Raw genomic sequence first — 24,655 nt, forward strand, 5'->3', positions numbered from 1 at the left:
AGCCCATTTTAGAAAAGGCTTGTTTTACCTGCCATAGTGAAAAATCAATCAAAAAGGTAATAAAGTAGTAATTTTAAAGTCTAAATTACAGACTTTTGTAAGAATTTATTGACAAATTAGCTATAATTATTCCGTTTTGAATCACCCACCCCTTTAAATGATACGAACTATAATGTATGCACTGCTCATAATGGCGGTGTTTTTTGGAAACCAATCTTTTAGTCAAACCACAGATTTTACCCCTCATGGAACACAGCCTGGATTGAGTTATGGTTTAGAGGGTGGGTCTAAATGCCACAGCTGTCATGCAGGCTATCCCAATACCCCTTCATACCCATCTGATGAACAAAACATGCCTTATAATACTTGGGCAGGCTCAATGAAAGCACACGCCACGCGTGACCCTTTATTCTGGGCAGCTGTTGATGTGGCCAATAATGACATTCCTGGTGTCGGTGATTTTTGTATCCGATGTCATACCCCTCAAGGTTGGATGAAAGGTCATGTAGTTAAGCCAGCTATAGATGGTGCGCCTTTATTGGATGGTGCCAATGGTTGTGAGTTAACGGGTGACCACACTGCGAGAGGAACAGAAACCAATGACTACACAGGAGTAACTTGTCACTTTTGTCATCGTGTAGATGAAAATGGACCCATGGGAGAAGCCCAATTGATAGGTAATGCCAATGCTTGGGTTGATGATGAGGCTTGTCCGGGTGGTTTTGGACCATGTAGAAAGGGGCCGTATAAATACCCAGATAATGGTACTCACAATCAACCACCTCATGACTGGGCTTATTCTTCATTCATACAAAAAGGGGAATTCTGTGGTTCTTGTCATGATGTGTCATCACCTGAAATTGAACAAAATGGGATGTTGACTATAGCGAGGAAACTTTATCATAACGGTGAAGAAACCAATACAGCCATGCCGATTGAAAGAACCTATTCAGAGTGGAAGCAATCGCTGTTCTCAGATTTGATTTACCGTGACAGTATGGAGTTTGTCATTTCTGATGAGGTGCCTTATTTAACCAAAGGCGAATCATGTCAGGATTGCCACATGCCCAATTCAGATGACCCAGGTGCGAGAGCCTGTAGTTTTGATGCGCCTGGTGGTAGAACAGGTGAATTGAGTCAGCATCGATTTGCCGGTGGTAACTCATGGATGCCACAAGTGCTTAAAAGTGCTTATGGTGATGATCTCGAGATGGTAGAAGAGGGTATCAAAGGGATGTTGGACTTGTCATCCAGTTATGCACTTGAAATGCTTCAAACCCAAAGTGCAGCTATGGAAATTGGGGCTTATTCTACTGTGGGAAACACCATGGCGGTAGATGTCAAAGTGATCAACCTGACTGGACATAAACTACCAACTGGTTACCCTGAGGGTCGTCGAATGTGGTTGCATGTTATAGCCAAAGATGGTGATAAAAATGTTTTGTTTGAATCGGGTGCATATGACCTGAACACAGCGATATTGACTGAAGATTCACAAATCAAAATATACGAGTCTCAGCAAGGTATCTGGAATGAACAGACCAACCAATGCGAAATCAAAGACGACGACAATAACAAACTGTTTCACTTTGCTTTGAATAACTGTATTTTGAAAGACAATAGAATCCCACCCTTGGGCTTCAGAGGTGGTACAGATATTGAGTTGATGCCAAGGGCTGCCAACTATCCGATTAACCCCCAAACCGGCATCATGGCTAATTATGACACCACTCGTTATACATTTGATGTTGAGAATGCCAGTTTGCCTATCAGTTTTACCGCCACATTAAAATACCAAACAGCGAGTAAAGAATACATTGAGTTTTTGGATAAAGAAGCCGTTGACAATAACTTTCAATCAGAAAACCTAACTTGTGATCGATCTTGGACTGTAGGGCCTGCTGATCAAAGTCGCGGTGCGTTTATGAAAACCCTTTGGGAAAACAATGGCAAATCGGCTCCTGTGGATATGAACATTAAAAATAAAATACTTTGGAAAACAGAATGAAAATAATTTTAACAGCCATAGTAATAATGGCATCAATCACAGTAAATGCCATTGAATACGTGCCAATTCGTGATGCTGATGTGTCAGAACCTGCTATGAGCATTACTAAAGATAAAGAAGGTGCTTGGTTAGAGGTCACTGCCCGAGAGTGGCAAGATGTGGTTTTCACAGATGATGGTGAAAAATCTTATATTTATCAACAAGGATACAATTACCAAAAACAAAAGGGTTTTTTAAAGACTTATACCACTGATCGCAAATTGGTCAATGAAGTTTACACCCCAGAATCTGGAGGTATGGTCTCAAGAGAAGAGTTGATGAAAGCATTTGAAATATTTAAGAATCATGATGCGATTCATGAAACCTTGGCCAAAGAAATCACACCAATTTATATTTTTGGTGGTTTTGGCTATGCAGACAAAACACCCAATGCGGCCTGTTATCTAGGTCAAAGGTGTGTTCATGTATTTGCCCATACAGATAGTAAAGATATGATTGCCCATGCAATAGTAAAATTAAATGATCAAACCATTCCTTACCCTGATTTTGACGGTTTGAACGCTAAAAAATAATAAAATAATAAAGAGGAAAAACAATGAAAACAATCATAACTACATGCCTGCTATTGGCATCTTTGACTGTGAATTCCGCATCGCCGGTATGTGATCAACTGGGTGAAAACTATGTTGGATGGCCAACGACAAATCCAGTTTGGGAAATGTGTTATTTAGCCCCGTCAGCCAGTTCTGCTACCCAAGGTTCTAGCCTAGAAATCAGAAAAATTCATTTTAATGGATTTTTGGCTATGGAACGTGTTCATGTGCCGATGCTGTTTGCGTCATATGAAACCAGTACGTGCTATCGAGATTGGAAGAACACAAACTCTTCATTTCTGAAAGCAGACAGGGAAGAAGACCCTACACGATCTGCTATTACCACTTGTGACGCTTCAACTGTCAATGACAAAGTGGTTGGAGACTGTCCATTTAGGGACCCTAATGATCCCAATGGTAATACTTATATTGGTGACCAAAGTGATTGTTTTACTGGTGTACAAGTAGAAAAATTTGATGACAGGCTGGTGCTAACAACAAACCATTCCGCTGCGTGGTATAAATATACGGCTCGGTATACTTTTTACGCTGATGGACGCATTCAACCTCGTTTTGGATTTGGTAACAGTACTGGGAACTCAAATGGAATCAATCATTGGCATACCGGATATTGGCGCATGAATTTTGATATTGATGGACCTGATGATGACCAAATATTCATTGTTAATGGAAAAAACGAAGTACTTCAGTTAGCAGAGTTTTCTGACTTAAGGCATAAAAATGGCCAGCCTCTAGATGTGTCGTGGATGATTAAAGACAGTATGTCTGGAAGGGGTTATAGGGTGGTGCCTGAAACTGAAGGTGATGCTCAACTTGGGTTTGTTGATGAATTTGCTTTGACAGCCAACCCCAGTGGGAGGAACTTTCACATGACAGATGTGATGGCGACACGTTACAAATTGATTAATGGCACACTAACAGAGTATTCTGATACGCCGGGTGAAAACAGTTTACCAAACTGCATCATGATCGAGTCTAACTTGGTTGGAGATGTGAACAACCCTAATAATTTACCTGAGACATTGGTTGATGAAAACTTGGTTTTTTGGTACCGCACCGCAGTTTGGGATCAATCTGGCCAAGGCATGCTATGTAAAACAGGTGGCCCAACATTATACCCTGTGGGTGACTGGGGACTGCCTATGGATGATTTGATTTTTGAAACAGGTTTTGAATTAATGCCCCCTTTATAAGACAGTATAGAGGTTTAAAATGAATAAGACCCAGCATACTATTGTGTTGGGTTTTTTTATGTAAAAACCATACTTTAGGCACGTCCAATTTAGCATGGATTGTGCTTTAATCACCCCCATTTATATTGAAGGAGAATTGAATGAAATTTAACTGGAAACCCTGTGTGCTGGCACTGGCTGTTGCAAGTGTGACTGCTTGTGCGCCTATGTCACATCAAAACAAGCCAGCGACAAAAGAAGCCGTTGTAAAACAAAGTGGCAACAAAGTGTTTACGCAAGACTATGACATGCGCACTTTAGACAATGGCTTAAAAGTCATTGTGGTCAAAACAGATTACCCAGGTGTTGTTTCATTACAAATGCCGATTCAAACGGGTTCTCGTAACGAAGTTGAGCCTGGTAAGTCGGGGTTTGCACATTTCTTCGAACACATGATGTTCAGAGGTACAGAGAATTACACTCAAGAAGAATACGGTGAAATGTTGAAGAAAATGGGGGCGGATCAAAACGCCTATACCACAGACGATTATACCAATTACCATGTCACTTTCATGAATGATGATTTGGAAAAAATGTTGATGTTAGAGGCAGACCGCTTCAAATACTTGAAATTTTCTGAAGCACAATTCAAAACTGAGGCATTGGCAGTGAAAGGTGAGTACCTGAAAAACAGTGCCAGTCCGTTCAGCCAGTTATTTGAAAAAGTCAGAGCAAGTGCCTATAAAGAGCATACCTACAGCCACACTACCATGGGCTTTTTGAAAGACATCGAAGACATGCCTAATCAAATGGATTATGCGCTGACTTTCTTTGATCGTTGGTACCGTCCTGAAAAAGCGGCTGTGATTGTTGTTGGTGATGTAGAAGTTGAACAAACGCACGAATTGGTCGAAAAATATTTCGGTGACTGGGAGCGTGGCAACTATAACGTCGATATACCTGTAGAGCCGCCAGCTTCTGGTCATGAATACATTCATATCAAGTGGGGCTCTGAAACTTTACCGATGTTTGGTTTGGTCTTTCGTGGTGCTTCAGGCGATCCAATGGTAAAAGACAAAGCTGCCATTGACATGATGGGTCAAATCTATTTTGGCGGCAATTCTGATGTCTATCAAGACATCGTGGTCAAAAGACAATTGGCAGATTCTTTATTCTTTTATTCGCCTGACAGTAAAGACCCAGGCTTAATTTACTTGCTGGCACGCATGACTTCTAAAGACAATTATGCGGAAGTTAAAAAAGCATTGGTAGATACTGTTGTTAAAGCACGTACAGCCGAGGCTGATGTCGATCAATTGAATGACATAAAATCTGCTGCCAGGTATGGATTTGCTAACGCTTTAGATAATTCAGAAGCGATTGGTGACATGCTGGCTTCAGTGGTTCAATACGAACGTGATCCTGAATTTATTAATCATCAATATGACCGTTTGGCAGAAATCACTGTAGAAGATGTTAAATGGGCAGCCAACAAATATTTGGTAGATGATGGTCGCATCATGGTGTCTTTGGCACAAGAAGAATCCATTGAGGCTTTGTCTGATGATTTTGAATTGAGTGAATTAGTGGCTGAAGCCAATGAAGCACCTAAAGTACACTTTAAAGTGGCAGACTTATCAAACAGCAGTGACATTGTTGACGTGAATTTTTTATTCAGCACAGGTGCTGCACAAGATCCAGAAGGTAAAAAAGGCTTGGCCAACTTAACCGCTGCCATGATCACAGATGCGGGTTCAAAAACCAAAACATATCAAGAAATTCAAAAAGCCATGTTGCCAATGGCCGCATACTTTGGTTCACAGGTTGATAAAGAAATGATTTCTTTGTCTGGCCGTGTTCACCGTGAGAAAGCTGCTGATTGGATGGATTTGGTTTTAGATAATTTGTTAAACCCTGGATTCAAAGAAGAAGACTTTAACCGTTTAAAAACACAAGCCATCAATGGCATTCAAACCGATTTGAAAGGTAACAACGACGAAGAGTTGGGTAAAGAAGTGTTGTATGAACAACTGTATCCAAACCATCCCTATGGCGCATTGAATTTGGGTCATGTGAGTGATTTAGAAAGCATCACTTTGGATGATGTGAAAGCTTTTTATCAAGCACAGTTGACGCAAAAGAATTTGACTTTGGGTATCACTGGTAATTTAGGTGATAGATTGAAATCGGAGCTTAAAAGCCGCCTAGCCAAAGGCTTGAATGTAGGTAAAGACTCGCAAATGAAGATTGACGCTGCACCTGAATTCTCTGGCAGACACGTCACGATAGTTGAAAAAGAAACCATGCCAACGGCCGTTTCGTTCGGTTTTCCAATCGAAGTTAACCGTTCACATGAAGACTGGGTGGCTTTGTGGTTGGTCCGTTCATTTTTGGGTGAGCACAGGAATTCGAACAGTTTCTTATACCAACGCATCCGCGAAGCACGTGGCATGAACTACGGTGACTATGCTTATATTGAGTATTTTCCACGTGGTATGTACCGCACCCAACCCAATGCCAATTTGGGCCGTTCGGAACAAATATTCCAAGTGTGGTTACGCCCATTACGCTCAAACACTGATGCACATTTTGCAACACGTACAGCCATGTATGAGTTAGAGAAACTGATTGCCAATGGATTAACTGAAGATCAGTTCGAAAACACACGATTGTTCTTATCAAAATACGCAGGCTTGTTATTGAAAGGTCAGGACCGCGTTTTGGGTTATCACATGGACAGCCAGTTTTATAACTCAGGTGATTTTGTTGAGCAAGTGGTCAATGGTTTGAATGAATTGACTGTAGAGCAAGTCAATGCAGTCATTAAAAAGCACTTGCAAACTGAAAACTTACAATTTGTATTCATCACAAAAGACGGCCAAGACATGAAAGACCGCTTGGTTAAAGGTACTGAGTCTGCGATGAAATATAACTCGGAGAAACCTGCTGACTTGATGGCAGAAGACCAGGTCATTAAAGATTACGATTTGAAGTTAAAAGCCGATAACGTTTTGGTGGTACCGATTGATAAAGTATTTAAATAATATTTTTTCAACTGATAAAAAAGCAGTTGCTGGAAACGGTAACTGCTTTTTTTATACCTTAATTGGCAACACATGACTAATGGCCTACGTCATTCGTCGTAAATGGGTCTATTGGCCTATTACTAAGAAAGATGGGCGTTGGTACACTGGTCTGGATTTATAAATAAACCACCACAGTTGAATCATGAAGTTGACCGAAATCAGTTTAAAAAATCCCGCCAGCGTGGCAGTTGTCTTGGCTTTGATTACGTTGTTTGGATACATGGCTATCAATGATCGGCCGATTCAATTGTTACCCAATTTATCTCAACCACAAATTTCTATTTTCAATAATTGGCGTGCCGCCGCTCCGGCAGAGATGGAATCTAATATCATTGAACCGCAGGAAACTGTGCTCAGGCGAACGCCTGGTTTGAATGAGATTACCTCGAATGTCAATCGCGGCTTTACCAACACAACATTAACTTTTGATCATGACACAGACATGCAACAGGCGTTCATCAATGTCATCAACAACCTCAATCAAGCGCCGCCACTGCCAGTAGATGCTGGTGAGCCTTTTGTCGCAGTCGGTGGTCAAGGCCAACCCAATGTGGCATCGATTCAAGTCTATACACAAAAAGACAATAAAGACGCAGATTTTACTTCTGAGAAATATGAATTTGTCTTTGATGAAGTGATTGAGCCCAGATTGGCGCGGATTCCGGGTGTCAGTCGAGTCAACATGAACTCTCGTCGCGCACTTGAGGTTAGGATAAATTTTGATCCTTATCAAGCGGCCGCTTTGGGTGTTTCAATTGGCAATATTTCACAGAATATCGCCTCAGCCAACGATGTTTCGGCAGGTTTTGCCAATGTGGGCCGCAGACAATATACCGTGCGATTCTTAGGGCAGCATGATTTGAAACAATTGGAAACCATGATTGTGGCGTGGGTGGATGGTCGGCCAATACACTTGAATGAATTGGCGACGGTGGAAAAAGTGCCTGTTGATGGTTTTGGTGTCAATAAGCGCAATGGTTACCCTTCGTATTACATCACACTGCAAGGTGGCAGCGATTCGAACACTGTTGAAATTTTGGATGAAGTGAATTTGGCGATAGCTGAATTGAACGCGGGTCAATTAGATGAAGCTGGTTTGATCATTGAACTGAGTTATGACGCTTCTGTATATATCAGGCGTGCCATTGACTTGGTGAAGAATAATTTGGGCTTGGGTGTGTTGTTGGCGATTGGTACTTTGTGGTTTTTCTTAAGAGACAAACGTGCCACTTTGATCATTGCAACTTCGATTCCTGTGTCTTTGTTGGTTTCATTTATGGCTTTGAAATACTTTGATTTGTCATTGAATGTCATTTCTTTAGCTGGGCTGGCGTTTGCCGTGGGGTTGATTCTTGATGCGGCAATTATTGTCCAAGAAAATATTGTCCGTTACCGACAGCAAGGCATGGCGATGAAAGAAGCCATCCTCACTGGCGCATCACAAGTGCAGGGTGCGTTATTCGCATCGACCGTAACCACCATTGCCATTTTCTTGCCAGTATTATTCCTTGAAGGCATGGAAGGGCAGATGTTTTCAGATTTGGCCATCACTTTATCGGTCAGTGTGGTGGCGTCTTTTATTGCTGCCATAACTGTTATTCCAGTGGCCAGTCACCTGTGGCTAAGAAAAATGAACAACACAGATCCTTGCACCCATTGGTGGGATGGCATCACTGCTTGGGTTGATAAATTAACCAACAGTGTGAAAAAACAAACCTTTTGGGTGTTTGGTTTACTTTCTTTTTCTGTTGTTTTAATTGTGGTCTTGATGCCCAAAGCTGACTTTTTACCGCCAGCCAAGGCAGATGCGGTTCAGGTGTTTTTTAATGCACCACCGGGTGTCACCACTGAAGTCTACGAAAAGGAAATCGGTAAAACCATCGTTGACAGACTCCGGCCTTATATGGACCATGAAAAAGAGCCATACATCAAAGGTTATAACATGTCTTTGTTTGGTACCAACAGCTTGGTTTACCTTTACCCACTGAACCCAGAAGACACAGAACCATTTGTTGAATTATTGAATGGCGAGTTGTTGAAAGGCATTCCCGACACCCAGGTTTTTCCCATCAGGGCATCGCTTCTGGGCGTGGGTAATACCGGAGGCCGTTCCATTACAGTGAATTTACAAGGTTCAGATTTATCCGGTTTGATGGCGTCAGCCAGAGAGTCCATGCCATTGATTCAAGCGGCCGTTCCCGGAGCCATGGTGAGACCAATGTCGGGTTTGTCGATGTCAGAACCTGAACTGCAAATCATTCCAAATGAGCACCGCATCAATGAAGTGGGCTTGTCATCAAGGGCCTTGGCCAGTGCCATCAGGGCCTATACCGGCGGTATGTTTGTGGGCGAATATTTTGATGGTAATAACCGTTACAACATGATTCTGCGATCACAACAATGGTCGAATCCCGATGAATTGGCCGCCATGCCGATAGCCACGCCTTTGGCTGGAGCACAAACGATTGGTTCATTGGCGAGGATTGAACGCACGGTTGGGCCAAGCAGAATTCAGCGGGTAGATGGTCAGAAAACCATCAGCTTACAAGTAATTCCTGCCAATGAAATGACGGTTGAAGAAGCTTTGCATTTGTTGCGTGAAGAAGCGGGTCCACAGATTCGTGATGTGCTTCCAGAAGGCGCGCAGGTGCAATACAAAGGCAGTGCGGATCGCTTGGAGTCGGCTTTAAATGACATGCTGAATAATTTCTTGTTGGCCATTCTGATTCTGTTTTTGGTCATGGCAGCGATTTTCAAGTCGGTGAAAGATGCCGGATTGGTGTTGGCTGTGATGCCTTTGGCCTTGGCTGGCGGTTTGTTGGCGCTGAAAGTGTTGAATCTTGTGACTTATCAATCATTGGACATGTTGACCATGATTGGCTTTATTATTTTGCTGGGCTTGGTGGTGAACAATGCGATCTTGCTGGTGAGTCAAACCCGAGAGTTTGAGCAAGCAGGGCAGAGCAGAAGACAGGCGGTTATTCAAGCCGTGCGTGTGCGGACTCGTCCTGTTTACATGAGTACCTTGACCAGCATTTTGGGCATGTTGCCTTTGTTGTTGATACCTGGTGTGGGATCGGATATTTACCGAGGCTTGGCAACGGTGATTATTGGCGGCATGATATTCAGCTTGATGTTTACCTTGATATTGATGCCCAGTTTGTTGCTGTTGACTTCACACCTTAAATCTAAATCTAAAACGCCAGATAATATTCAATTAAATAATGATTCAGCAGTTGAGTCAGGAGCTTCATCATGAAAAAAATCACCTCATTTATGTTACTCAGTATCATGCTTCTGACTTGGGTGTCAGAATCTTGGGCACAAGAAGAAGCAGGATCGCAACCAGCTGCGCCAACAGTTCCTGTGGTTTTGGATTCAGTCAAAAATACCGAAGTGGTCGCTACCATGCCAATCACGGGCAATGTATACAGCCGAAATGACGTGCAAATCACAGCAGCGGTGAGTGGCATGTTATTAACAGTAGCCGCACCAGGCACGGTAGTAAAACAAGGTGATGAAATTGCCAAGATGGACACCAAAGCATTGGAGTTACAACATGCTGAGCAACAGGCTTTAATCGTCAGGGCCAAGGCGCAATTGAAATATTTGGAAACCAACTTAAAAAGGCAACAGGATTTAGTCAAAGCCAAAAGCATATCCGCTAACAGTGTGGAGCAAACGGAATCGCAAAGGGATGTGGCGGCCAGTGACTTGGCTGTGGCTAAGATTCGATTAGAACAAACTGAAGAGCAGTTGGCACGTTCAGTAATTAATGCGCCATTTGATGGCATGGTGTCATCTAGATTGCGCCGAGTGGGTGAAACAGTAGGCGCAGGTACTGTATTGGCTTCATTGACTGATATGTCGCGTTTAGAGATCAGAGTGCAAGTGCCGTTGCAGTTTGTTAACCATGTGAAAGTGGGGCAGGAGCTGAATGTCTTTGCTTTTGGTGTGCAACAACAGGCAACAGTAGATTCTATGGTGCCGAACAGTCAGAACATCAGCCATGCATATGAAATGCGTTTGGCTTTTGAAAATGTCAATGGATTGGCGATTGGTCAATTGGTCAGTGTGGGCATACCCATGAAAGCCATGAAAACATCATTGGTGGTTAATCAAGATGCCTTAGTTTTGCGTGAAAATGGTACCTTTGTATTCAGAGTGAAGGCGGACAATACGGTAGAGCAAATCGCAGTCGTTGCGAATGAAAATGTCGGAGAATTGATTGCCATTGACGCACCATTGGAAGTGGGTGATCAGGTTGTGATTCGTGGTGCCGACGGGCTGAGTAATGGAGCAACGGTAGAATCAAAATCTTAAAGAAGCATTTAAGGTGCTTGTTTTTTACAAGCACCTTTCTGCAAGTTATCTTTGCTGAATAATTACTTCTTGGTTATTGTTTATAGACTTTACCGCCTTTCATGACGAAATCCACGTCGAGTAGGGCTTTGATGTTTTCAACAGGTGATGCTGGCATGGCGATGATGTCGGCTTGCTTGCCTTTTTCTAAAGTACCCAACTGATCGCTCATGCCAATCAAGTTAGCACCATGAACGGTGGCTGATTTCAGTACCGCCATATTCGGCATACCGGCTTCTGACATCAGGACAGCTTCTTGCATGTTTTCGCCGTGTAAGGAAACACCTGAGTCTGTACCGAAGGCAATTTTAACACCCGCATTATACGACTTGATGAAGTTGCCTTTCATGTCATGACCGACGCGTAAGGCTTTTTCTTTAACTGAAGGGGCCAAAATATCAGTTTCTTTGGCCATCTTAACCACAGTGTGGCCTGCCAAAAGTGTAGGGACTAAATAAGCACCTGTTTTTTTGAACAGTTTATGTGCTTTTGGCCCAGCATAAGAGCCGTGTTCAATGCTGTGAACACCTGCTTCAAGTGCAGCCACAATGCCGTCTTCAGCATGTGCGTGTGATGCCACTTTACGCCCCATGCGTTTGGCGGCCAAGACCACTTCTTTTAACTCGTCCATCTCCATCTGTTGGCCCGTACCTGTGGCGCGAACGGTCATCACGCCGCCTGTGGAAGTGATTTTAATCAAATCTGCACCGTATTTAATTGCATCGCGTGTGGCACGGCGACAATCATAAGGCCCATCACATATACTGCGGTCTGTGTAAAATTCCATCAAGTCAGGTTTGATGCCACTGACATCGGCGTGACCGCCTGTGATACCGACGCCACCGGCAGCAATCACTCTGGGTCCATCAATCCAACCACGGTTCACCGCATCACGATAAGCATACATGCTTTGTGATCTTGAACCCACATCACGCACGGTGGTGAAACCTGTTTTTAAGGTCTTCATGCCATAATGGGCAATCCGAAAAGCCTGTAATTCATCAGACATAGTCATGCCTTCTTTGAAGCTGTTTTTACTGCGCTCGCCACTGATGTGAACGTGCATGTCCATCATGCCGGGCATCACGAAAGCATGTTTTAAATCAATGTGATTCACATCGGCTTCTTCGCTGACAACAAAGCCCGCTTGAACGTCATCAATCACACCGTCTTTGATGATCAGGGTTTGGTTTGATTTTGGGGATTCGCCGGGTACGTCAAGTAAGGTGCCGGCATGAATGTAGGTGGTTTCGGCGTTTACGCCGGTGACTAACAATATAGAATACAACAGTGATTTGATTTTCATGATCCTTCTTTTTCTCTTTGTGAAGAATCAGTATATACAAGCTGATTAAGGGCTTCAAATCATATGTGCTAAACCGTTACTTTAGAACCCGTTGTGCATTTGTAGCGAAAAATGCGGTAAGCTTGTCTCCACAACCCAAATGACATGACGTCATGCCGACGTAGGTCGGCATCCAGACTGATACAGTGATCTGTCAGTTTTTGTTATACCCCCCCCCAAAGAATAACAAAGTTCATTTAAAGCAACTAGACACCGGCCTTCGCCGGTATGACGGATTGGGGGGGTTACCTTCGCTGATGTGACGGATTGTGGCTTACCTTGCCAGTGTGACAATCTATATGCTGAGCCATTCCGACTAAGCGAAGCGCATGGAGGATTTTTTCAATTTGGCAGAATTTTTCCATCGATAGAAGATTTCTCCAGTCGCTTTGATCGGTCAATTTGATGACGATATTTGATTGAATTTCTTCTAAATGCACCATCATGGGCTTTTAAACTTATTACTTGTCAACAAAGGCACGTTCAATCACGTAATCACCTTTGTAACCAATTCGCGGAGAAATAGACAAGTCATGTTGGTCCAATAATTCAGCAATTTCAGACAGCATATCAGGACCGCCACAAACCATGGCTCGGTCAGTTTCTGGGTTCATTTGCGGCAAGTCTAAATCTTTGGCCAGTTGACCGTTGCTGATTAACTGCGTTATGCGGCCTTCATTTTTGAATGGTTCGCGTGTCACGGTTGGGTAATAGACCAATTGATTGGCAATCATCTCACCCAAGTATTCATGCTCATGCAAGGTTTCTTCAATGAACGTCTTATACGCCAAATCAGAAACATAACGTACACCATGTATCAAAATCACTTTTTCAAAACGCTCATAGACATCAGGGTCACGGATCAAGGACATGAAAGGCGCTAAGCCAGTGCCCGTTGATAACAAATACAGGTTTTTACCTGCTGTCATGTCATCCAATAACAAGGTACCAGTAGGCTTCTTGCTGACCAACACTTCATCGCCCACTTTGATGTTCTGTAATTCAGAAGTCAAAGCACCATCGGCCACTTTAATAGAAAAGAATTCCAAGTGGTCTTCATAGTTGGGGCTGGCAATAGAATAAGCACGCATCAAAGGTTTGCCGTTGATTTCCAAGCCCATCATAACGAACTGACCATTCTCAAAGCGAAAGCCGGTGTCACGTGTGGTTTTGAAAGAAAACAAAGTGTCGTTCCAGTGATTGACTTCAGTCACAGTTTCGATGTTGATGTTTTTCATGGCGAATTCATGCGGTAAAAACACGGCATTATAGTGAAACACCCAAAGACTGCAATCCCAGCCCCACATTTTCTTGTTATATGTCAAAGAAATGGGGTGTTTTTTTGTGACGGGGTAGAGGCTGAGGTACGATCAAAAGTAGGGTCATTAAGATAGTACAACAAAAATATGGTGAATTAACTGTTGGGCTTCGCAGGTTTAGCTCAACCTACTATACTTCTTTCCATGTATTGTAAATTCGAATTAATAGCACATACTTTATTAACTCGCATAAATGTTGCGGCTTATATTCTCGACATACATAATAGGAAAATGTTTACATTCTATTGATGTTTTTGGTTTAATCTTAAGCAATCTATGCATTTCCAATCAGGAGATTGGGAACGAGAAAACGAAAAAACATGAATAAAACCAAAAGATTTCCATTTGATTTTCCAGTTGCAGACATTGAAGATGGGCCAATAATTAAATGGGATAAATATAAGTTATCTTTAGAATTTACTTCATATCAATGCGAACTATGTGTGGTTGAATTTGAAGATGTGCCTCATTTTAAGTTAGTTTGTGAGGAGGAGATGGATCCGGATTTATACCCATATGATGGAGTGGTCGAAGTTTTTAACTCTTCATTAATTAAGAAACTATATGCTTCTGGCGAATTTGATGAAAGTGATCAGTTTAAGCATATAGTAATAGGTTTGAATGAAATTAGCTCATATCTGATAATTGTATTCAAAACTATAAATTTCAAAAATGCAGAGGGTAAATTTAATTGATAAAACAAAAATAGCCCAAGCCATAACAGAAACGTAGGATGAGCTCCGCCCATCACATATCCGATAGCAATGGGCTTCTGGTAAGGAGTTGATGGGCGGAGCCCATTCAATAATAGTAATGAAACACTAAAAATGGTTTTGGTTGGTGAGCAGAGCGAATCAGAGAAAACCTTATTCAATCAGTTGAGTGCAGCCGGTTTTTCTTTATAGTTAAAGCTACGGAGCTCTGCATCGGTTAATTAGAAAGAAAAGAAGGCAAGCGAAACTCCCTAAATGGTTTTGGTTGGTGAGCAAAGCGAATCAGAGAAAACCTCATTCAATCAGTTGAGTGCAGCCGGTTTTTCTTTATAGTTAAAGCTACCAGGCTCTGCATTGTTTAATTAGAAAGAAAAGAAGGCAAGCGAAACTCCCTAAATCACCTTAGAAAACTGCTGTTCAGTCTGTTTCCTGAGATAAATATCAAACACCATGCAGATGTTGCGGATCAGCAGGCGGCCTTGGCTGGTGACTTTGATGTTTTGATCTGTCCAGCTAATCAATCCATCTTCGGCCAGTTGTTTCAATGAGGGCAGTTCATAGTCAAAATACGCATCAAAATCTAGGTCAAATTGTTCTGATAAGTCTCTGATATTTAATTCAAAGTGACAGCTCAGTTCTTGAATAACTTGACGGCGAACCAAATCATCTTGGCTGAGTGTGTAGCCTTTGATGATGGGGATGTGACCGAGGTCAATTTGGTGGTAATAGGCTTCTAGGGATTTGTTGTTCTGGCTGAAGGTGTTGTTGTAATAACTGATGGCACTGACACCAAGCGCCAACATGTCACAATCGGCGTGGGTGGTGTAGCCTTGGAAATTTCTGTGTAATTTTTTACTTTCTTGTGCCAAGGCCAGTTCGTCTGTAGGCTTGGCAAAATGATCCATGCCGATATAAACATAGCCGGCTTGGTTTAATGTTTTGATGGTCATGTCCAGTATGGCCAATTTTTCATCAGCAGACGGCAGGTCTTCGAACAGGATGCGTTTTTGCGGTTTGAATAAATGCGGTAAATGGGCATAGTTGAAAACAGACAGGCGATCGGGTGACAACGCGATGACCTGCTTCAGTGTGTCTTTGAATGACTCCAGCGTTTGAAAGGGCAGGCCGTAGATTAAATCGACATTGATGGACTTTGCATCGGCCTGTCTGCAAGCCTCAATCGCTGCCAGGGTCATTTCAATCGGTTGGATGCGGTTGACGGCTTTTTGCACCTTTTCTTGTACATCTTGCACACCCATGGAAAAACGGTTGAAGCCTAATTCGGCCAGTAGCTTGATGGTTTCAGGTGGCGCTTCTCTTGGATCGATTTCAATTGAATAATCACGTTCGTCTGTGTCAATCAGTGTGAAGTATTTGGCAATCATCGCCATCATGCGACGCATTTGTTTCTCGGTTAGGAATGTCGGTGTGCCACCACCCAAATGCAATTGTTCAACCGGTCGATCAGGGTGTAGCCACTGGCTTTGCATCTGCATTTCTTTTTCTAAGTAATCGAGGTACAAGTCCGCTTTTTCGCGGCGTTTGGTGGCGATTTTATTACAGGCGCAGAAGAAGCATAAAGTGTCACAAAAAGGGATGTGGAAATAGAGTGACAATGGTTCGGTATTTTCAGCTTGGCTTTTCAAGTTGGTCACATGTGATTCAGGCGTGTGGCTGTCATCAAACACAACGGCGGTCGGGTAGGAGGTGTACCTCGGTCCAGTGAGGTTGTATTTTTGAATCAATGCTTTGTCAAAAGTTATGTGGTTACTCATGTCGGCTCAGCCTGTTTGTTACGTGATGAGCGCATTCTACGAGGCCGCGTCGATAAAATAATTGAGTTAAATCAATTTTATGTGATTAGTAGTTAAAAAATGAGTTTGTGCTCACAATGCTGTGACCTATAACTCCTGTGCATAAAAGCGGGCTTTGCTTGCTTTAGCAGGCGCAAAACGGCACAATACCGAGGTTCAAAAAACCGAGAAAAAACCGTGTCAGATTTTAAACATATGGCCGCCCCGGGCGTGCAACAATTAAAGCCTTATATTCCTGGTAAACCAATCTCAGAATTGGAGCGTGAGTTGGGCATTGAAAATATCATCAAATTGGCATCCAATGAAAATCCATTGGGGCCAAGTCCTAAAGCCATGGAGGCGATTAAAGCTGAGATGGACGAGTTGGCATTGTATCCTGACGGCAATGGTTTTGAATTGAAAAAAGTGTTGGCTGAAAAACATGGCGTTTCAATGGACCAAATCACTTTGGGCAATGGCTCAAACGATGTGTTGGTGTTATTGGCCGAGGCTTTTTTAACGCCTGAGCACAGCGCGATTTATTCTCAGTATTCATTTGCGGTTTATCCGATAGCTATTCAAGCAATCGGTGCCACTCACCAAATGATTGATGCCACGCCTTGGGAATCTGACAGGCCTTTAGGTTGTGATTTACCAGCGATGAAAGCGGCGATTAATGATCAAACGCGCATCATCTTTATCGCTAACCCAAATAATCCTACAGGTTCGTTTTTACAAGCTGATGAACTGAAGTCGTTCATTGCTTCTGTGCCTGAAGATGTGATTGTGGTTCTGGATGAAGCTTATCTAGAATATTCGCCTGTTGAGGAACAGGTTGATGGTTCTTTGTGGTTGGGCGAATTTGAAAACTTGGTCATCACACGCACCTTTTCAAAAGCCTACGGTTTGGCAGGGTTTCGTGTGGGTTATGCCTTAAGCAATCCTGATGTGGCTAATGTTATCAACAGAATACGCCAACCTTTTAATGTGAATTCTCTTGCTTTGGCAGCGGCTTCTGCTGCGGTGAATGACACTGAATTCTTAGAAAAGTCGATGCACGTTAATGCCGATGGTATGAAAGCATTGGAAGCCAGTTGTGACCGTTTGGGTTTGCGCTATGTGCCTTCAAAAGGTAATTTTTTGTTGGTTGATTTTGGTCGCGATGCGATGCCGATTTATCAACAAATGCTGGAGCTGGGTGTGATCACTCGACCGGTAGCCAATTACGGTTTGCCTAACTGTTTGCGCATCACCATTGGCAGCGAAGATGAAATGGCGCGCATGGTTGAAGTGATGGAACAGGTGTGTGACTGATCAAAAGTTATTTGAGTTTTGATTTTGAACATAACCATTCTAAAAATTAATAAAAACAATTTACAACAAGCCGAAATATACGATGACCATTGACGTAAAAAAAATAGCCAGAAATGACCTGTTCCAATTGAGTCACCAACCCACTTTGCGCGGTCGTTTCACGGTGCCAGGTGACAAATCAATTTCACACCGTTCAATGATTTTTGGTGCCTTGGCAGAAGGCGTGACTACAGTCAAAGGCTTTTTGCGCTCTGAAGATTGTTTGGCCACCATGAACATCATGCGCCAATTGGGCGTGGTCATAGAGGACGATGGAACAGAAATAAAAGTTCATGGCGTGGGTTTGCATGGCTTAAAAGCCGCGGCCAATGATTTAGATTGTGGTAATGCCGGTACAGCGATGCGATTGTTGTCGGGTTTGTTGGCAGCACAAGATTTTGAATCCACTTTGGTGGGTGACGAGTCATTGAGCGTTCGACCGATGAACCGCGTTATCAAGCCACTGTGCAGCATGGGTGCTGTGATTGAATCTGAAGATGGCACGGCACCATTGGTGTTCAAAGCCGCTTCAAATATCACCGCCTTGGATTACGTCAGCCCAATTGCCAGTGCCCAAGTTAAATCGGCGGTTCTATTGGCGGGCTTGTTTGCCGAAGGTGTGACTTCAGTCGTTGAACCAAAGAAATCTCGTGACCACACAGAAACCATGCTCAAAGGCTTTGGTGCTGAGGTGGAAGTTGATGGTTTGAAGGTTTCGGTCAAAGGATTGCCGACATTAAAGGCGCAAGACATTCAGGTGCCGGCTGACATTTCATCGGCGGCGTTTTTTATGGTGTTGGGATTGATACATCCTGATGCGGACTTTGTGATTGAGAATGTCTGTATCAACAAAACCCGCGACGGTGTGATTCATATCTTACAAGCCATGGGTGGCGACATTGAATTAAGCAATGTGCGTGACCAAGCCGGTGAATCAGTTGCTGATTTACGTGTAAAAAGTTCAAAATTAAAAGGTATTGATGTGCCGCATGATTTGATTCCGAGTGCGATTGATGAATTTCCTGTGGTGTTTGTTGCTGCGGCGCATTCGGAAGGTGAATTTAAACTGACCGGTGCCGAAGAGTTAAAGCACAAAGAAAGTGACCGCATTGAGGTGATGGTTGCGGGTTTGAAAAAGTTGGGTGTTGATTGTGAGTCATTGGCCGATGGTGCTGTGATTCGTGGTCAGCATGACATCACATTAAACAATGCTTGTGTTGATGGTCATGGGGATCATCGCTGTGCCATGAGTTTCCTGGTGGCTTCAAGTTTGAATGCTGGGTATGACATTTCTGTCAAAGGCTGTCATAACATTGCGACCTCTTTTCCTGACTTCTTTGACCTGATGAAGGGCTTGTCTGTGGACACCCAACTGGTTGTGCCTGTCATCACCATTGATGGTCCTTCAGGTGTAGGTAAGGGCACGACCTGCGCTTTGGTGGCTGAGGCCTTGGGTTGGCACTTATTAGATTCAGGTGCGATTTACCGTGCCATGGCATTAAAGGCCATTGGTGAGGGTATCAAGCCTGAAGATGAAGTGGCTTTACAGTCTGCAGCAGAGCAAATTGACCTGCGTTTTGAAGTCACGGAAAATTTAGACATTGCTATTTATTTAGATGGCAAACAAGTCAATGACGAATTGCGAACCGAAGCTTGTGGTGAAATGGCATCAAAAATTGCACCGAACCCAGCCATGAGAACGGCTTTATTCGATCGCCAAAAAGATTTTCAGCAAGCCCCAGGATTGGTCGCAGATGGCCGTGACATGGGCACTGTGGTGTTTCAAGCTGCACCATTGAAAGTGTTTTTAACCGCCAGTGCCGAAGAAAGGGCCAAAAGAAGGCATAAACAATTGCAACAAAAGGGCGTTGATGTTAGAATCCGCGACCTCTTAAAAGACATAGAAGCCCGAGATTTAAGGGATTCGAGTCGAAAAGTGGCACCATTGGTGCCGGCTGAAGATGCACATGTCATTGATACCAGTGATTTGAGCATCGAAGAAGTGCTGGAGTTGGTATTAACTTTGGCCAAAAAATATGGATTACAGTCTTGAACAGGTCAAGCTGGTCCAACAACGAGTATCAGGCAAACTGATACAGAAAAACAAGGCAAATCGTCTCCTGATGATTTGACCGGATTGAATATAATGAGTGAAAATTTTGAATCAATGCTCGAGATAGAGCTGTCCACCAAGACCATCGTCCCAGGTACCATCGTAAAAGGTACTGTTGTTGACATCGAAAACGGCTTTGCTGTTGTTGACGCGGGTTTGAAATCTGAAGGTGTTATTCCTTTGGAAGAGTTTGGTGCAGACGTAGACAATGCTGTTGAAATCGGCGACGTTGTTGAAGTGGCTCTGGAAAAATACGAGAATGGTTTCGGTGAAACTGTTTTGTCTCGCGAAAAAGCCAAACGCATGTTGGTGTGGGATGAGTTGAAAATTGCTATGGAAACTGACCAAATCGTTATTGGTCAAATCACCAGCAAAGTTCGCGGCGGTTTTACTGTTGAATTGAAAGACATCCGTGCTTTCTTACCAGGTTCTTTGGTAGACGTGCGTCCAGTACGTGACCCAGGTTACTTGGAAGGTAAAGACTTAGAGTTCAAAGTCATCAAGTTAGACCAAAAACGCAACAATGTTGTTGTTTCTCGTCGTGCTGTTGTTGAATCTGAGTACTCTGAAGAAAGAGAGAAATTGCTGGATTCATTGGAAGACGGTGCCATCGTTAAAGGTATCGTTAAGAACTTGACCGATTACGGTGCTTTCTTGGACTTGGGCGGTATCGATGGCTTGTTGCACATCACCGACATGTCTTGGAAACGTGTTAACCACCCATCTGAAGTGGTTGAAATCGGCCAAGAATTAGACGTTCGCGTATTGAAATTCGACAAAGAAAACCAACGTGTTTCTTTGGGCTTGAAACAATTGGGCGAAGATCCATGGAAAGATTTGTCACGTCGTCATCCTGTTGGTTCACGTCACTTCGGTAACGTTACTAACATCACTGACTACGGTTGTTTTGTTGAAATCGAAGACGGTATCGAAGGTTTGGTTCACGTTTCTGAAATCGATTGGACTAACAAAAACATCAACCCTGCTAAAGTGGTTCAGCCTGGTGATGAAGTTGAAGTTTGTATCTTGGAAATTGAAGAAGGCAAACGTCGCATCTCTTTGGGTATGAAACAATGTAAGCCTAATCCTTGGGTTATCTTCTCTGAAACTGCTCAGAAAGGTGATTTGATTGAAGGTAAGATTAAGTCTATCACTGACTTTGGTATCTTCATCGGCTTGGAAGGTGGTATCGATGGTTTGGTTCACTTGTCTGACATCTCTTGGATGGAGCCAGGCGAAACGGCTATCCGTAACTTCAAGAAAGGTGACTTGGTTAAAGCCACTGTCTTGGTTGTTGATGCTGAACGTGAGCGTGTGTCTTTGGGTATCAAGCAATTGGCTCAAGATCCATTTGGTTCATTTGTAGCAAGCCATCCTAAAGGTTCTTTGGTTACTGGTGAAGTAATTGAAGTTGATGAGAAACAAGCCTTGTTGGACTTGGGCGAAGGCGTTCAAGGTGTCATCAAAGCGTTTGACGTTGCTAAAGAGCGTACTGATGACGTAAGTGCTGTTTTCTCAGTTGGTGATAAAGTTGAAGCTAAATTTGTTTCGATGGATCGTCGCAAGAAAGTTTTGGTTCTTTCTGTTAAAGCAAAAGAAACTGACGAATTGAACGATGTTTTGAATGAATACAAAAAAGGCGCTTCAGGAACTACCAGCTTAGGTGACTTACTGAAAGAACAATTAGACGACTGATATCCGATAATTGCGCTTAATAATCAGGGAATCATGTGTAAATGCATGATTCCCTGACTTTTTTTAACAATTTCCCCTTTTTATTTTTTCTCGATTCGTTATAATCAAAGTCAATGAAAGAATCTATTACACGTTCAGAACTTGTTCAATTGCTTACCAAAGCCTTTGAAGAATCCGAGTTAACCAAATCAGACATCAACATGTCTGTGCGGGAAATCATCAATCACATGAGCACCACCATAGCCAATGGTGATCGCATAGAGATCCGTGGTTTTGGTAGTTTCACATTGCGTCAAAGAAAACCACGCATGGGTCGTAACCCGAAAACAGGTGATCCTGTGCCTTTGGGTGCTAAATATGCGCCACATTTCAAACCAGGTAAAGACCTGAAAGAAAGAATCAAAGACAAGGTAGGTATTTAATATTTAAATCTACGCCAATAAATCAGCTTAAACAAACTTAAAATTAATCTGGGTCATTTAGGCTTGCTTGCATTTCTGCATTCATGGTTTCAATTTTTTGCCAAATGAATGCTATCTTTTTCAAATTAATATCATTTGACTTGAGTTCTGTTTTAATTTTGTTGATGTTGTCTATTAATGCATCAGCAGCACAAACTTGAGCACCGCCCAGAAGGTGATGTAAATGACTTTGAAGGGTTTGGTAATCCTGTGATTGCAACAATGCTTTGGCTCTGTCTAACTGTGTCGGTAAATCGTTGATGAACATCTGGCGCAATTTAAGTGCAATGCTTTGATCGCCGTGGCTGGTTTTCAATGCTTTTGCGTCATTGAATAAATCGCAGGTGTTTATTTTATCCATAAAAACAATTCCATATCTGTTCTATTAGAATACGTGTAAAATGATTCTTATGCAACAAAGATGGATGTTAATTTACTGCTTGATAATCGGTTCTTTTTTGAACTTGGGTGTTGCTGTGGCTCAACCATGGCAGTTAAAAAATTTAAAAATCATCCAAGAAAATGGCCAAACATCATTGACCGTAAAGAGGCTGTCATACGACAAAGAAAGCTTCCTGAATCTGATGTACCTGTGCCCAGGTGTTGTGCCCATTTATCCAATACACCAGTGCCAAGGTGCTGCACTTTCATTTGATTGGCAAACATACCATTGGCAGGCTGATTTGAACAGTCAGTTTGACTTTAATAATGGGCAAGGCGAATTGCAAGCCAGTCTCTTTAATGATCAAGTGGCTTTGAATTTACCGTTAGTCAGTGATTCAGTAACCATAGATTTGAATCAGATGAAATTAAACGCGCTGTCAGAATGGTTGCCTGACATTGTGACCGAAGCCGTCACTGGGCAGTTTGATGGGCCAGCAAAATTAAACTTGAGTGACATGAATTTATCTGCCAGTGGGATTGAGTTCACTGCCATTGAGGGTGCTTATGGCGAAGACTTCTTTATTTCACAATTGTCTGGGGCATTCAATTTTGAGGCCAGTTTGTCTGAGATCAAGTTGATCCTTGATATGGAAATTACAAAAGGGGAGGCTTTAATAGGTTCTGTTTATGTCAACTTCTCAGAGTTTCCAGTTCAAATACAAGCGGAAATCGGCCTGAATGGTGTTGATGGTTGGGTAGCGACAATCCAAGCAAAACAGTCTGAAACTTTGCTTACAGATTTAGATTTGATGTTAAGTGAGGGCGGTGATGTTCAAAGTGCAGCTTTGGACTTTCAAGTGCTGAATGCGAAATTGTTCAATCGGCATATTTTAGCTGCTGTGCTTGAATTGTATGGATTCAAACAATCTGAAATGGAAGGCCAATTCAGTGTGAACCTCGCTTACGATGGTCATCAAATAACCCAAGGTGCTGTTGAATTTAATGCGTTTTATTTTGAAAATGAGATTAGGAAACTGTTAACAAACGACCTGAATGGGCAAATCAACTGGTTACCGAATGAAATGAAACCATCTCAAATTAGCTGGGATTCCTTGTTGGTGGCAGGTATGCCTGTTGATCAATCTCAGGTTTCATTTGAATTTTGGGGTGATGAATTCAGTATCACAGGCCAACCAGAGTGGCCAGTGTTTGATGGCTCCATTCGGATTCAAGATTGGCACATCGGCCAGTTGTTTTCCGATTCAGTTAACATGGAAATTTCGGCTGAAATCATGCCAATTTCTTTGGCATTAGTGACTGAAAAGATGGGTTGGCCACTGATGAAGGGTTCTTTGAGTGGAAAAATTCCTGCTGTAATAAAAAAAGGCCCGGTCATCGAACTCAAGGGTGGACTTGATCTTAATGTATTTGAAGGCAAGATGCGAGTGAATCAATTATCAACTGAACGCCTTTTTGGTGTTGCACCTGTAATTGCGGGTGATGTGGCGTTTGAAACTTTAAATTTAGGTCAATTGACTGAAACATTTGATTTTGGCCGCATCACCGGTTTATTGTCTGGAAAAGTCGATGACCTGCGTATCACCAATTGGAAAGCTGACCGCCTCAAAGCTGAAATTTATACGGTTGAACAAAAAGGCATCAAACAAACCATCAGTCAACAAGCCATCGATCATATATCTTCTCTGGGCGGTATTCAAGGCGCTTTGTCACGCACATTCCTACGCTTCTTTGATGACTTCAAGTACAAGCAAATCAAACTCAGCTGCGTGCTGCAAAATTCAGTCTGCCAAATCGGGGGTATTAACAACACCGCCAAACAATTCACCATAGTTGAAGGTGGTGGTATCCCTAAAATCAACATTGTTGGATTCGTCAGAGAAGTTGATTGGGACACTTTTATCAGTAGGTTATTGAATGCGAATTATGAGGGTTGATTTTAATGGAAAATAAAGAAAAATTGGAGATCAAAGAAAAAACTGAGGTTGTGAATGGGATAAAAATGTTCACATGTATCACTTGGTTTGTAATCCCTTTTATGCTTTTTATGCCATGGTCATACCCTTCTGGTAATAATGGTGGAGCTGTTGTGTGGGTTTCGATGCTTGGTTTCTTGGTTTTTGTGATTTTTCAATTATTTTAGTTATAGAAATACAAAGATACAAACATTCACTTCCATTGGGTGTTAAATGTTTTGGGTATTCTCCGGCAATTTTTAG

17 protein-coding genes and 1 pseudogene are annotated in these 24,655 nt (G+C 42.6%); 14 read left to right on the forward strand and 4 right to left on the reverse strand.

Annotation, left to right across the window (positions count from 1 at the left end; genetic code table 11):
• The first annotated feature begins 157 nt into the window (after positions 1 to 157).
• From FET73_RS07375 to FET73_RS07400, 6 genes are all read left to right on the forward strand, one after another.
• Entirely contained in the window at positions 158 to 2,008 is a 1,851-nt protein-coding gene (locus FET73_RS07375) for a hypothetical protein (RefSeq protein WP_218944291.1), read from the forward strand.
• Entirely contained in the window at positions 2,005 to 2,580 is a 576-nt protein-coding gene (locus FET73_RS07380) for a hypothetical protein (protein ID WP_154223306.1), read from the forward strand. Before FET73_RS07375 ends, FET73_RS07380 begins: the two co-directional genes overlap by 4 nt.
• Before the next feature lie 23 nt (positions 2,581 to 2,603).
• Complete coding sequence (locus FET73_RS07385) at positions 2,604 to 3,815, forward strand: hypothetical protein (RefSeq protein WP_154223307.1); 1,212 nt, start codon at positions 2,604 to 2,606, stop codon at positions 3,813 to 3,815.
• Positions 3,816 to 3,955: 140 nt separating this feature from the next.
• The gene (locus tag FET73_RS07390) at positions 3,956 to 6,838 is read left to right on the forward strand and encodes a M16 family metallopeptidase (protein WP_154223308.1); all 2,883 of its coding nucleotides are present in this window, start codon (positions 3,956 to 3,958) and stop codon (positions 6,836 to 6,838) included.
• Positions 6,839 to 7,022: 184 nt separating this feature from the next.
• A complete protein-coding gene (locus tag FET73_RS07395) occupies positions 7,023 to 10,139 on the forward strand; it encodes an efflux RND transporter permease subunit (protein WP_154223309.1) in 3,117 nt (1,038 codons plus the stop codon).
• On the forward strand, positions 10,136 to 11,203 hold the full coding sequence (locus FET73_RS07400; RefSeq protein ID WP_154223310.1) for an efflux RND transporter periplasmic adaptor subunit: 1,068 nt from the start codon (positions 10,136 to 10,138) through the stop codon (positions 11,201 to 11,203). The genes FET73_RS07395 and FET73_RS07400 overlap by 4 nt, the downstream gene beginning before the upstream one ends.
• A gap of 73 nt (positions 11,204 to 11,276) precedes the next feature.
• Here the strand turns inward: FET73_RS07400 and FET73_RS07405 are convergent, their stop codons facing one another.
• Together FET73_RS07405 and FET73_RS07410 are read right to left on the reverse strand one after the other, a co-directional pair.
• Positions 11,277 to 12,548, reverse strand: coding sequence for a metal-dependent hydrolase family protein (locus tag FET73_RS07405; protein ID WP_154223311.1), 1,272 nt, complete (start codon positions 12,546 to 12,548; stop codon positions 11,277 to 11,279).
• Between the two features lie 500 nt (positions 12,549 to 13,048).
• A complete protein-coding gene (locus tag FET73_RS07410) occupies positions 13,049 to 13,825 on the reverse strand; it encodes a ferredoxin--NADP reductase (RefSeq protein ID WP_154223312.1) in 777 nt (258 codons plus the stop codon).
• A 401-nt stretch (positions 13,826 to 14,226) separates the two neighbouring features.
• On the opposite strand from FET73_RS07410, the gene FET73_RS07415 reads away from it, so the two are divergent.
• The gene (locus tag FET73_RS07415) at positions 14,227 to 14,601 is read left to right on the forward strand and encodes a hypothetical protein (protein ID WP_154223313.1); all 375 of its coding nucleotides are present in this window, start codon (positions 14,227 to 14,229) and stop codon (positions 14,599 to 14,601) included.
• Positions 14,602 to 15,011: 410 nt separating this feature from the next.
• On the opposite strand, the gene hemN is transcribed toward FET73_RS07415, so the two are convergent.
• Positions 15,012 to 16,394, reverse strand: a complete 1,383-nt coding sequence (gene hemN / locus FET73_RS07420) for an oxygen-independent coproporphyrinogen III oxidase (RefSeq protein ID WP_154223314.1) — start codon at positions 16,392 to 16,394, stop codon at positions 15,012 to 15,014.
• A gap of 216 nt (positions 16,395 to 16,610) precedes the next feature.
• Between hemN and hisC the strand changes: the two genes are divergently transcribed.
• The 5 genes and pseudogenes from hisC (at position 16,611) to FET73_RS07440 (ending at position 21,995) form a co-directional block, all read left to right on the forward strand.
• On the forward strand, positions 16,611 to 17,726 hold the full coding sequence (gene hisC / locus FET73_RS07425) for a histidinol-phosphate transaminase (RefSeq protein ID WP_343032278.1): 1,116 nt from the start codon (positions 16,611 to 16,613) through the stop codon (positions 17,724 to 17,726).
• Positions 17,727 to 17,808: 82 nt separating this feature from the next.
• Positions 17,809 to 19,110, forward strand: a pseudogene (gene aroA / locus FET73_RS15620) (3-phosphoshikimate 1-carboxyvinyltransferase); the annotation flags it as partial.
• Positions 19,111 to 19,818 (forward strand): (d)CMP kinase, encoded by a 708-nt coding sequence (gene cmk / locus FET73_RS15625; RefSeq protein WP_246172707.1) that lies wholly within the window; start codon positions 19,111 to 19,113, stop codon positions 19,816 to 19,818.
• Positions 19,819 to 19,911: 93 nt separating this feature from the next.
• A complete protein-coding gene (gene rpsA / locus FET73_RS07435; protein ID WP_154223316.1) occupies positions 19,912 to 21,573 on the forward strand; it encodes a 30S ribosomal protein S1 in 1,662 nt (553 codons plus the stop codon).
• 113 nt (positions 21,574 to 21,686) lie between these two features.
• Positions 21,687 to 21,995, forward strand: coding sequence for an integration host factor subunit beta (locus FET73_RS07440; protein WP_154223317.1), 309 nt, complete (start codon positions 21,687 to 21,689; stop codon positions 21,993 to 21,995).
• A 43-nt stretch (positions 21,996 to 22,038) separates the two neighbouring features.
• Here the strand turns inward: FET73_RS07440 and FET73_RS07445 are convergent, their stop codons facing one another.
• Positions 22,039 to 22,395, reverse strand: coding sequence for an Hpt domain-containing protein (locus FET73_RS07445; protein ID WP_154223318.1), 357 nt, complete (start codon positions 22,393 to 22,395; stop codon positions 22,039 to 22,041).
• Positions 22,396 to 22,459: 64 nt separating this feature from the next.
• On the opposite strand from FET73_RS07445, the gene FET73_RS07450 reads away from it, so the two are divergent.
• Both FET73_RS07450 and FET73_RS07455 read left to right on the forward strand, forming a co-directional pair.
• Positions 22,460 to 24,373: a hypothetical protein gene (locus FET73_RS07450; protein WP_218944292.1), complete on the forward strand. Its 1,914-nt coding sequence runs from the start codon at positions 22,460 to 22,462 to the stop codon at positions 24,371 to 24,373.
• A gap of 5 nt (positions 24,374 to 24,378) precedes the next feature.
• Positions 24,379 to 24,579 carry a hypothetical protein gene (locus FET73_RS07455; protein WP_154223320.1) on the forward strand — a complete coding sequence of 67 codons (201 nt, stop codon included), beginning with the start codon at positions 24,379 to 24,381 and terminating at the stop codon, positions 24,577 to 24,579.
• Positions 24,580 to 24,655: the final 76 nt, after the last annotated feature.

Origin of the sequence: Marinicella rhabdoformis (assembly GCF_009671245.1) — a bacterium.
Classification (GTDB): domain Bacteria; phylum Pseudomonadota; class Gammaproteobacteria; order Xanthomonadales; family Marinicellaceae; genus Marinicella; species Marinicella rhabdoformis.